7 protein-coding genes are annotated in these 12,663 nt (G+C 42.5%); all 7 read left to right on the forward strand.

The features are described from left to right. The first annotated feature begins 1 nt into the window (after position 1). The 7 genes from SNE25_RS08200 to SNE25_RS08230 all read left to right on the forward strand — a co-directional run bounded on the left by SNE25_RS08200 (position 2) and on the right by SNE25_RS08230 (position 12,563). On the forward strand, positions 2-1,507 hold the full coding sequence (locus tag SNE25_RS08200; RefSeq protein WP_321564613.1) for an L-fucose/L-arabinose isomerase family protein: 1,506 nt from the start codon (positions 2-4) through the stop codon (positions 1,505-1,507). 34 nt (positions 1,508-1,541) lie between these two features. After that, a complete protein-coding gene (locus SNE25_RS08205) occupies positions 1,542-4,109 on the forward strand; it encodes a hypothetical protein (protein ID WP_321564614.1) in 2,568 nt (855 codons plus the stop codon). A gap of 15 nt (positions 4,110-4,124) precedes the next feature. Continuing rightward, the gene (locus tag SNE25_RS08210) at positions 4,125-4,838 is read left to right on the forward strand and encodes an SGNH/GDSL hydrolase family protein (RefSeq protein ID WP_321564615.1); all 714 of its coding nucleotides are present in this window, start codon (positions 4,125-4,127) and stop codon (positions 4,836-4,838) included. A 217-nt stretch (positions 4,839-5,055) separates the two neighbouring features. Next, positions 5,056-5,829, forward strand: coding sequence for a GntR family transcriptional regulator (locus SNE25_RS08215; protein ID WP_321564616.1), 774 nt, complete (start codon positions 5,056-5,058; stop codon positions 5,827-5,829). A gap of 196 nt (positions 5,830-6,025) precedes the next feature. After that, the gene (locus tag SNE25_RS08220; protein ID WP_321564617.1) at positions 6,026-9,352 is read left to right on the forward strand and encodes a SusC/RagA family TonB-linked outer membrane protein; all 3,327 of its coding nucleotides are present in this window, start codon (positions 6,026-6,028) and stop codon (positions 9,350-9,352) included. 10 nt (positions 9,353-9,362) lie between these two features. Then, on the forward strand, positions 9,363-11,153 hold the full coding sequence (locus SNE25_RS08225) for a RagB/SusD family nutrient uptake outer membrane protein (RefSeq protein WP_321564618.1): 1,791 nt from the start codon (positions 9,363-9,365) through the stop codon (positions 11,151-11,153). Positions 11,154-11,270: 117 nt separating this feature from the next. Then, the gene (locus SNE25_RS08230; protein WP_321564619.1) at positions 11,271-12,563 is read left to right on the forward strand and encodes an acetylxylan esterase; all 1,293 of its coding nucleotides are present in this window, start codon (positions 11,271-11,273) and stop codon (positions 12,561-12,563) included. Positions 12,564-12,663 lie beyond the last annotated feature (100 nt).

Raw genomic sequence — 12,663 nt, forward strand, 5'->3', positions numbered from 1 at the left:
TATGAGTGAAATAGATAAGCAATTGCTTGCAGAGCCGGTAAAAAATGGCCAGGTGCTTCCCGTTATTAAACGCCGTGTTGAAACCATACCCCGGATAGGTGTATTTGGTGTGGGATATTTTAAATACTGGGCCCAGTTTGAAGGGCTTTATGATCAGTTGATGGAAAAGCAGCATATATTTCTGAAAAAAGTAAGTAAGAATAAAGTAGAGATGATTGACTTTGGTATGGTTGACGATGTATCAGGCGCGTATGAGTTGTTGCCCAAATTAAAGGCCGCCAACCTTGATCTTGTTTTTTGCGACATGCTAACCTATGCCACCTCAAGCACTTTTGGGGTGATCATCAAAAATTTAGACGTACCGATAGTGCTGGTGGCTTTGCAGCCAGACAAAGCCCTTGATTATAGCAATGCTTCGACTCACCTGCAATTATATAACGATGATATTTGCGCCCTGCCTGAGTTTGCAGGCGTAGCGGTACGGATGGGCAAAAAGGTGCCTGAGATGATCATTGGTACGCTGCATGATGACCCGCAGGCCGAAAAAGAAATTGCAGAATATTGCGCCATTGCCCGGGTTTTGCACGACCTTAAAACGGCCCGGATAGGGCATGTAGGGCACCCAATAGAAGCTATGTTGGATATGCATTCGGATGCTACCATGCTCACCGCACATTTTGGTTTGCATATAGTACAATGCGAGGCAAACGAAATTGTGACTAAATATGTCGAAGCAGATCAGGAAGACGTGGAAGCAGAAAAAAGGCGTATCCTTGATTTCTTTGACACACCCGACCCGGTATCTGACCCTATCTCAGAAAAACTAAAACCAGCCGACCTGGAAGTAGCAGCCCGCGTTTCGGTAGCACTGGAAAGCTTTGTTGAAGCGAAAAAGCTGAACGGCTTGGCGTATTACTACGAAGGTGAAGATAACAGCGATATTCGTAAAGTAATGACCAATTTAATTGTGGGTAATTCATTGCTCACGGGCGCAGGTTTCCCTATGTGCGGCGAGTCTGATCTGAAATGCTGTATAGCCATGTTTATTATGGATCGCCTGAGTATCGGTGGCAGTTTTGCCGAGTTTCATCCGGTTGATTTTAACGGGAATTTTATACTGGTTGGACATGATGGGCCGCATAATATTACCATTGCACAGGGAAAACCCGTATTAAGAAGTTTGAAAAAATATCACGGTAAGCCCGGCTTCGGCGCAGGTGTGGAGTTTAAGATAAAAGAAGGCCCTATCACCATGTTAAGCATCACTTCTACTTACGAGGGTAAATTCAAGTTTGTTATTACCGAGGGGGAATCTGTTGAGGGGCCCATCCCACCAACCGGGAATACCAACACCAGGGGCTTTTTTCAACCCGATGTGCGCACATTCCTGAAAAAATGGGTAAAAGAAGGCCCTACGCATCACTTCGCACTGGGTGTAGGTCACCATGCAGAAACGATAAAGAAAATTGGAGATTATCTTAACATTGAATCGGTAATTGTTAAGTAGATCGAATAATTTGCAATAACTTAATTCCTTTGATGTGAGGAACAGAATAATGATGGATAAATTAAAAAGATATATTGTTGCAGGCATATTATGCCTGGCGGTTTTTATTTGCCACAGCCTTAAAGCTCAGGAACTTTCACCGCAGACAGGGATTGATGCTTTAAAAGGAAAGCCTTTTAACAATATAACGCTCGAAGCATCTTTAAAGCCATTTAAAAAAAATGATAAGACTTATATAAAAAGTGTAGTCAAAGAGATGTTTACTCAATGGTATTCGCTGTTAAAACATACCGATACCGTTTCTATAATGCTTTGGACATCTGACGGTTCGGAGATACTGGATTATACGGGCAAGCTACAGCAACCTTTAGAGTGGGCTAAGTATATGGGTAACCCTAATACAAAAAATGCTGTTGGGTCGTTACCGAAAAATCTGTCGCTGCATGAAAGGGCTTACCTTTATATTAATAACCCACCCAATTTCTCATACGGCGATCTTAAGTTCATCGTAAAAATATTAAAAGAGGTAGGCACACACATAACCGGTAAGCCCGTAAGGGTGGGCACCACTTTTGACCCGGGACCGGAGTTTGCCAAATCGGATTTTAAGTATAAAAAGCATCCCGAAATTTTAGCCGGCAGCGCCATGGGCGGGAAATCTTTTGTGAGTTGTTATTCTGTATTAAATGCCGATAATGGACAGTATGCGGGTTTCCCTAAAGGCATCCCGGGCGGTACGCCGTTCGGGACTTTCTTCGGCAGGCAAAGCCAGCACTATTTAAAAGATATTGGTTTTGATTATTTGTGGTTAAGCAACGGGATTGGCTTCGGGATAGAGGGCTGGGCGTCTACAGGGGCCACCTTTGACGGGAAAGCATTTAAATCCGAAGAAATGGCCGGCGTAAAATCAAAGAACCTGAATTTCTGGAAACTGTTTCGTGCCGAATGCCCCACATTTCAAATACAAACCAGGGGTACTAATCTGTCAACCGGTACTGATCTTGCCCGCGACGGTGTAGACCTGCGGGCTATTTACAAGGGGGGCTTTAATATGCTCCCTCCCTGTAATTCGCCATGGGCAGCACTCGATGGAGATTTTGGTATGGAATTGGTTGGTTACATGTCCAGGATCTCCGAGTTGCCCGATTACAGGTACCTCTTCAGGTACTACGTACACGACCCATGGTGGGTAAACAGCCCATGGTTTGATAGGTATGGCGGCGAACCACACGATATCTATATGCCGATGTCTGTTAGCCGGATAGATTCCGCAGGCCATATTACCTTGCCAACCCAACTAAATTTATTAAGTATTGATAACTCTTATGGCAATATGCCAAAAGAAGCGCCTGACGAGGTAATTCCTCATTTGCTAAAAGCGCGTTACGATTCCCCCTCCGCCCCCGGTCCGTTTGTATGGGTTTATCCCTTTGATGAATATCACGATTGGGCTTTAGGACAAACAGACAGGTTGCAGGAAGTGTATTTTGGCGATTGGTTTATCAGGCAGGCCATTAACAATGGCTTCCCGTTAAATACGGTTATATCTACCACATCTTTTAGCCGGTTAATAAAAAATAGACAGGACTATTTTAAGCAATCGGTATTAGTAACTGTTTTCCCTGCGGCTGGCTCCGCGCTCGAAAAACAACTCATCAGTTTTGTAAAAAATGGGGGTAAACTGGTAATATACGGCCCGGCCGATCACGCAGGGAAAGATTTTATAGAACTGCTTAATCTGCAGAACTTAACACCTGTAACCGGCGAATTTCAAATACAATCCGGCCTGCTTAATGATAAACTGGAGCAACCCTATCCGCTGAAGGTGATGCACCAGGCATTGTATTCGGGCGGTGGCATAAGCACGGTTGTGAAAAACAAAGAGAATGTATCTACCCACATATTGGTAAGCTATAAGCAAGGCGAAACCAACCGGGATGTTGCCTGGAGCGTAGCCAACCCAGATTGGAAAAGTGGAAAGGTGGTTTATATCAGGGGAACAAATTCCAGCAGTTTTAAAGGTGGTAAACTACTTACACCCGATGATCCTTCTGTCTGGGCAACGGGGGGTATCTACCTGCGTTATGCGTTGCAGGATCTTGGCTACATGTACCTTCTTGAAAAACAGGATCCCGCCATAACAAGCCCGGTTTTAACCATAGCCCGCAGCAACAACGGTTATTATTTTTCAGGATATGTTCCGTCTACTACGGTAAAGCAACTGTTCAAATTTCCGCAGGGCGCACCTTTGTTAACCGGGTACGAAACTAAAATAGAGGATGGTTACAGTACCTATAATTTGCCTACGGCCTGGCATAAGGAATGCCGTATTTTTGTGGAGCAGAACCGCGGTATAGTATCCGTGAAGGAAGTATATTCCGGCGATAAGGACATCAGCAGAAGGGTTGTGATAAAGGGATTGAAAAATGCGGTATTAAGGGTGTTTCCTGACGAACGTATAACACAGGATCTGTTCAGAGCTTACCTAAATTCGGCCTACCCCTGGAAAACAGGCCAAGTGGTTTTTGAGCGCGGCGAAGAAAAATTCGGGAATAATTACATCATCAAAAACGTAACGGGTACGGTATCGGTTGCTTGGTAATACGCGTCTGTCAACATGAAAAAACTAAGCTTAATAATTTTACTTGCGCTGTGGGCATATAACCTATGCCACGCTCAAATGGCTGATTCGGCCACTTATCTTGGTAATATAAAAACAGAGTTAAACAAAGTGTGGCCAAAAAACAGAACGATTAACCTGGTTTTTCACGGGCATTCGGTACCTGCGGGCTACGCGGCCAACCATGAAGTGCATACGCTGGATGCGTATCCCACTCTGCTGTTGCAGAAACTAAAAGCACAATACCCGTATGCAGTTATAAATATTATTGTAACCGCCGTTGGCGGCGAAACTTCAGTAACCGGGCAAACCCGCTTTGATGCCGACGTATTACCCCATAAACCTGATGTGCTATTTATTGATTACGCGTTGAATGATCGTACCATTGGTCTGGATGCCGCAAAAGCAGCCTGGGAGAAAATGATACAGGAGGCATTAAAACATAACATCAAAGTTATTTTACTGACGTCTAATCCTGATACCAGGGTTAATATTATGGCAACCGATAGCAAAAGTTTATACGCGTATGCGCAACAAATTAGGGCATTAGCAGCTAAATATCATATTGGACTGGCCGATCCGTTTATGGATTTTCAGAAAATATATAAAGAGGCAGGATCAATAAACGATTATATGTTATGGGTTAACCATCCCAATAAAAAAGGCCACACCGTTATTGCTGATGAAATTTTTAAATGGTTTAGTAAATAACCCCGCGACAGCGACTACAGAAAGCTTGTTGCCAGATGGCTATATTGATCTTGACCGATAAGATAATACTCCTAACCTTGTTACGTATGGGGCCGGGCATAATATTGATTTATTCGCCCGGTTTTTTTGAAAAGAACTTTATGTGAATTTTTTATTAGAATAGTATTAATTTCGGTATTCTTCCTACGAGTTATGGAGTAGTTAAAAGTATTAAATCATGGAACCCAAATTTATCAGCATCAGCGATGGTATTATAGAACGGATTAAAAAAGGAGAGCTGCTTCCCGGTGATAAGGTGCCATCAGAAAACGAATTGATCAGTACTTATAAAATAAGTAATACTACCGCGCGAAAATGTCTCTTAGAAATTGAATCAAAAGGTTGGGCCCGCCGGATAAAAGGCAAAGGTACATTTGTGCTTAACCGGACGGTTGAACACCAGTTGTTAAGAACCCTCGGATCGATCGATTCTACCAGGAAGGGTTTTGACGAGAGTTTACGCGCCGAAGGCTTTACCCCTAAAACCGTAATTATAGAAAAAATTATACTTGATGATGGTATTTCTTCAAATATTATGGGGAAGCACTATATTATTGAAGGCCCCGTATTAAAAATTCACCAGCTTAGGTATGCCGATGATATATTAATGAAGGACGAAACCCGGTATATCTCTTTAAAGTTGTGCCCTAAAATTGACAGGCTCCCTTCAGATATCTCTTTTTTTAAAGTATATGAAGATCAATACAAGATCAAGATAACCGATATAAAGCAGACCCTAAGTGTAGATATACTTGACCCGCAACAGGAAATTAACAACTTTGAGATTGATAATCAAATCCCTGTTTTTATACTTGATGGCGTGGTTCTGTGCCAGTCAGAAAAGGTTATAGAGATAGAGCGATCATACTATAGAGGGGATAAATACAAATTCGCGATAATTGCAAACCCCGAATACAATAGTTCTTCATTTTTTGACCTGGATAAGAAATAAACTCCCCCCGTTTATTTAAATCCTTCACCCTTTGGGTCCTCACAATACTTTTATTTAAAGCAAACTGCTTCGTATATAAGCCTGTAAAACGGGCTGTATCCGAAGCGTTTTATTTTGATATCGCTTCACCCTTTTTTTAAGCGGGAAATCTCTGTAATATAACCAACTATAAACGATTACAGTTTTGAAAAAAATTATGAAGAAAAACTTATTAAAAAAGTATTCTGTTTTATCTGTTATTTTTCTGCTGACGTATACGGCCTCATGGGCTGGCACTGTACATTTATCTTGTTTAGCCAGGTTTTCGGCAAATATTAATGCAGATATTATTATAAAAGGTGCCGTTGTGGACGAAGCAGGCGTGGGTATACCCGGCGTTAGTGTGGCTATAAAAGGTACAATTAAGGGGGTGCAAACGGATGTTGCCGGGAAGTTTTCCATCCCGGTATCAGATACCAGTGGCTCAGTATTGGTATTCACTTTTATTGGATACGAGCGGCAGGAAGTAGCGGTGGCTGGCCGAACCAGCATAACCGTTAAGCTTAAACCTAATGTTAGGCAACTAAACGAGGTCGTTGCTATTGGATACGGAGCGATAAAAAGAAAAGACCTTACCGGGTCAGTAAGTTCTGTAAAAGCATCAGATCTCAGGGATATCCCAATTTCATCAGCTGCCGATGCCCTCGCCGGCCGTTTGGCTGGTGTGCAGGTTACCTCATCTGAAGGGGCACCCGGGGCAGAAACAAACATCGTAATACGCGGCGGCGGCTCTATCACGCAAAGTAATGCCCCTTTATATGTAATTGATGGTATCCAGGTTGAAAGCGGGCTTTCGGGATTATCACCGCAAGATATCGAGTCGATAGATGTATTGAAGGATGCCTCTTCAACAGCTATCTATGGCGCCAGGGGTGCCAACGGGGTAATTGTTGTAACCACCAAAGGTGGTAACATCATGAAAACGACTGTTACCTACAACGGAACTTTTGGTTTGAACAAGCTGACCAAGAGCCTGGACGTAATGAACCCATATGAGTTTGTTGTTTATCAATACGAACGGAGTCGCGGCAATCCTGCTGATGAGGAAAGCTTCGGGAACAATTACGGGCATAGTTTTGATACGCTTTCGGTATATCATGATTCGCCGGGGATAAATTGGCAGCACCAAATGTTTGGCCGCAACGCTTTAATGAAAACGCATAACCTGGCCATAACCGGCGGAACGGCGGCTACAAAATTTAACATCAGTCTCACAAAAAATACGCAGGATGGGATCATGTTAAACTCCAATTTCGACAGGAACATCGCCAACATAAAATTTGAACATACTGCCAACACAAAATTAACTACAGGCTTTACCCTTAGGGCATCAGACCAAGCCGTTTTGGGCAGCGGCACAAGCGCCGGCGGCTTTACACAAAGCTCCAGGCTGCGCCAAACTATCAGGTATAAACCTTTAATAAAAAACACACTCTCAATTGATGATTTTGACCAGGCTTATTATAATGAAACAAATGCATTGGGTAACGGCGTGTTTTTGATAAACCCACTTGCCTTAAGTAAGGCCGAATACCAAAACGCGGGCATTACAGCATTTAACCTAGGTGGGTATGTAACCTATAAAGTTATACCATCACTTTCCTTTACTTCAACAGCGAGTTTTGACAGCAATGTATCAGAGACTGATATTTTTGCTGACGTAAACACGCCGCTTTCCATCGGAAGTGGTTTAGGCTTGCCCATTGTCAGTATTTTAAATACCAACAAAAGAACAATTGATTTCTCTAACGTACTAACCTTTTCAAACTCAACCTTTAAAAAAAACGGGTTTAATAAAAACAATGCCTATAGTGTTTTATTAGGGCAGGAAATTTATGAGGTATCCTTACAGCAGGGTGGTAACATACTGCGGGAGTTTCCTGTTGGCATTACTGCCGATAAAGCCCTTGGCCAGTTAAACCTGGGCAAAACAATGTCTGGTTATCCAACCTCGCTAAGGTCAAAAAACCGCCTGCTTTCTTTTTTCTCAAGGCTTAATTATACCTATAAAAACAAATATTTAGCCTCGTTTACCTTAAGGGCGGACGGGTCTTCAAAATTTGCACAAGATCAGCGATGGGGGTATTTTCCGTCGGGTGCCCTTGCATGGCGATTATCTGAAGAGGATTTTATGAAGAAGATTAATTTCATCTCTGAAGCTAAACTCCGTTTAAGCTATGGCCAGTCCGGTAATAACAGGATAGGCGATTTTCTTTACCTGCAGTCGTTTGTAAGTAATGTATTCCCTTATGGGTTAAATGAAACCCTTGTTCCCGGCTATGTGGCTACACAATTAGCAAATGCCAAACTAAAATGGGAAACGACGATATCCAAAAACATTGGGTTAGATCTGGGTTTATTTGGTAACCGGCTCCAACTATCGGTTGATGCTTATCAGAATGATGTGAATGATCTTTTAATTCCGATCCCTATCCCATCAAACTCAGGTTATACTACGCAATTGCAAAACGTGGGAAGCACCCGTAATACCGGGATTGAATTCCAACTGTCAGGGCGTATAGTTTCTACTAAAGATTTTACCTGGAGCAGTAATTTCAACATAGCTTTCAATAAAAACACCATAAAATCTTTAAGCAACGGTATGGACTATTATCTGCAAGGCTCTGGTTGGGGTATTTCAGGGCAGCCCGCAGATTTTATAGTAAAAGTGGGCTCGCCGGTTGGAGCAATGTATGGGTACGTAACGGATGGGTTTTACAAGCCGGATGATTTTAATTACGACCCCGCAACAAAAATTTATAAACTGAAAGATGGTGTGGCAAATAACGCTGCCGTCGCGGGGATACCGCAACCCGGATCTATAAAATTTAAAGACCTCAATGGCGACAACTTGGTTGATTCAAAAAACGACCGGACAATTATTGGCAATAACACCCCGAAGTTTAGTGGGGGCTTAAACCAACAATTCAGGTATAAAAATTTTGATCTAAGCGTGTTTATGAACTTTGTGTATGGAAATAAAATAATGAATGCCAACAAAATTGAGTTTACAAACGGCTATTTACGCAACAATAATATGCTTAATATAATGACAGACCGCTGGCGCACAATTGATGATCAGGGTAATGTTATACAATCTACCACAACGGTAAATGGTGTTGGCGTTGCTACAGGTGAAGCGCCGGAGGTATTAGCGGCAGCAAATAAAGATGCAAAAATATGGCAGCCCATAAAAGGTACCGGTGCATATACCTTACACTCTTGGGCTATTGAAGACGGATCCTTTTTAAGGATCAATAACATCACTTTAGGGTATAGTTTTTCATCAAGGTTACTTGAACGCATCAAGATCAAAAAACTGAGGATCTACGGCACGCTCAATAACGTTGCAGTATTTACCAACTATACCGGTTACGACCCGGAAGTAAGTGTGATCAATAAAACACCGGTCACGCCAGGTGTAGATTATTCGGCTTATCCACGTAACAAGGCTTATTTAGTGGGAGTTAATTTAACACTATAAAATTACGAATATGAAAGTTAAATATATTTTAAAGCGTATCAGTCTGTCTATATTTCTTGTTTTACTAACAGGCCTATTTTCGTGCAAAAAGTATCTGGACCTTAAGCCGCAGTCATCATTTGATGAAAGCTACGTATTTAGTACCGTAACAACAGCTACCAGCGCGGTTATGGGTGTTTATGGCCATTTAGCCGGTCAGGAAGGCTACGGCTCCCGTTTATCAACCATGTACACGGTCGATCAGGACGAGTCGATGAGTTATTCGAACACTTCGGCCGGCGGGGGCGATGGCGGACAGAAGGCATTGGCCCGTTATAATGCTACATCTGAAAATGCAATACTTCTACCCCCGTATAATCAATTATATGCGGGCATTGAAGGAGCCAATATCTGTATAAAAAATATCCCCAAAATGGATACCTATATCAACGGTTCTGCAACAGATCAGGCCGCGTTAAAGCGTCTGTACGGTGAGGTACTAACATTAAGGGCTCAATTCTTTTTCGAACTGATCAGAAACTGGGGTGATGTGATTGCGCCGTTCATGCCATCGATAGACCAGCCTGATCTAACCCTGCCACAAACAAACCGGGACGAGATATATGACCATATTTTGGCCGATCTGAAAACTGCCGAAGACCTTGTGCCCTGGAGGAAAGAAGTAGGCGGAGCCGCAAACGAACGTATCACAAAAGGAGCTGTTAAGGCGATAAGGGCGAAGATAGCTTTATTTAGCGGTGGTTACTCCTTAAGACGCTCTCATACAATGGAGCGCAGGGCGAACTACCTTGATTATTACAAAATAGCCAGGGATGAGTGTGATGAAATAATTAAATCGGGCCAGCACGCTCTAAATCCAACCTTCGAATCGATTTTTAAAACGTACATGGATGCACACCTTATGGAGCCAAACGGCGAAATTTTGTTTGAAGTTGCCATGGCAGGTGGCTTGGGTGCTACAGATAGTCGCCTTACAACTACCGGCCCTACCGTAGGCGTAAACGCAAATGGGGCTTGCAGGATGCTTCCAACTTACTACTATGCGTTTGACTCTCTTGATACCCGCAAGGATGTAACAGTAACCGATTACAGTATTAATTCCAGTAATTTTAAAACCGCACATCCAACAGCAACCATCGGTGTGATCTATGCCGGTAAATTCAGGCAGGACTGGGTTACAAACCCCACAATTGACCCTAAAGTATCAACTTTATTAGCTGGGATAAACTGGCCGGTTATACGCTATTCAGATGTTTTACTCATGTTTGCCGAAGCCGATAACGAGATCAGTGGTGGCGCCTCCCCTGAAGCGGTATCGGCATTTGAAGCGGTGCGTAAGCGTGGCTTTAAAGGGAATGAAGCAAAAATAGGCCTAACCCCAACCGATAAAGATGGTTTCTTTAAGGCGATAATTAATGAAAGATGGCTTGAGTTTGGCGGCGAGGGAATACGTAAATACGACCTTATCCGTTGGAATTTATTGGGAACCAAAATTGCCGAGGCAAAAGCCAACTTATTAAAAATAGTAAATAAGGAAGCTCCTTACCAAAACTTGCCAACCATAAGGTATTACAAAACCTCTTCTACTACTATGGTGTGGTATAATTCTATGTATACGCCCGAGCCGGTACTTCCAACTCCGCCGGCCGGCTATACAAAGGTAAATTGGACAACGGGCCTTTCCCTGGCGTACATTAATACTGTAGCCGATTCATTTACACCCAACCGTGCCGAATTATTGCCATTTCCGTTGGCGGCAATAAACGCAAATCCTAAAATCATTCAAAATTATGGATATTAATTCGGGGTATAGTTGTGAGGTTGTAAACGGGGTGCTTATTTAACCTTTGTTTACTTTCTAAATCTTTCTTTCAATAATAAAACTACAATGCAGCTGATTACAAAAAATATAAGGTCTATGCTTCTCTTGCAAATAGTAGCCCTATCGTTCATTTCGATAACAACATACGGGCAGTTACAGGATACCACGGTCAAAATAATTGTAAATGCAGACCACCCGGATTGGGTATATAAAACAGGACAGGAAGTAACCTTTTCTATAGAGGGGTTCAAAGGGTCGGCCCATTTAAGCGGTACAAAAATTCATTACGAAATTGGCCCCGAGAAAATGGATCCTCAAATATCGGGCGATACCGTGTTTTCAGACGCCCCGATAAGAATTAAGGGCGGAACGATGATTACGCCAGGGTTTTTAAGGTGTACCGTTACAGCCGGAGTTGATGGGAAAAAATACAGTGGGCTGGCTACAGCCGGATTTGATCCTTTAAAGATCCAGGCTACAGCCAAGGCACCGGCAGGTTTTATGGAGTTTTGGAACAAAGCCAAAGCGGAGGCAGCCAAAGTGCCTATGGACGCACAAGTAACATTAATAAAAGAAAAATGTACCGATAAAATAAATGTTTATCTGGTTAATATTCAAAACTACCAGTTACGAACCCGGCTTTACGGAATTTTATGCGTACCTAAAAAAGCGGGTACGTTTCCGGCGGTTTTAGAAGTGCCTGGGGCTGGTGTAAGGGCTTATTCGGCGAATATAGCCATTGCCGAAAGAGATGTAATTAGTTTACAAATTGGGATACACGGTATACCGGTTAATATGAACGGCCCTGTTTACGATAACTTGGCTCAAGGTGCTTTAAGGGGCTATCAGACTTTCAATCTTGACGATAAGGATAACTATTACTACAAACGGGTTTATTTAGGCTGCATCAGGGCGGTAGATTTCATTTTTAGCCTCCCCAAATTCGACGGTAAAAATATAGCGGTATCAGGCGGCAGCCAGGGTGGTGCGCTTGCAATTGTAACGGCAGCTTTAGATAACAGGATTAAGTGCCTGGCTTCATTCTACCCTGCACTTTCAGACTTAACAGGATATTTTAGCAACAGGGCAAGCGGCTGGCCAAATATGTTTAACAAGAAAAACCCTGTTAATATTAAACCGGATAAAATAGAAACAGCATCCTATTATGATGTAGTAAACTTTGCCCGTTTTATAAAAGTCCCGGGGTTTTATTCATGGGGGTTTAATGATTTAACCTGTCCGCCAACATCTACTTATTCCTCCTATAATGTGATAACGGCTCCCAAGCAATTATTTATTGCGAAAGAGAACGGACATATTTCTAATGCGGAACAGCGCGATAAAAAAAACGAATGGATGTTGTCTATCCTATTTTCAAAAAACAAATAGGAATTTGATATCAACTTTCAAATTCATCACGACACCATGCTTAAAAAAAGCGGCCGCGTACAAATTATCAATAACGGATGTTGGAAAATTAGAAATTAGC

Origin of the sequence: Mucilaginibacter sabulilitoris, from assembly GCF_034262375.1 — a bacterium.
GTDB lineage: Bacteria > Bacteroidota > Bacteroidia > Sphingobacteriales > Sphingobacteriaceae > Mucilaginibacter > Mucilaginibacter sabulilitoris.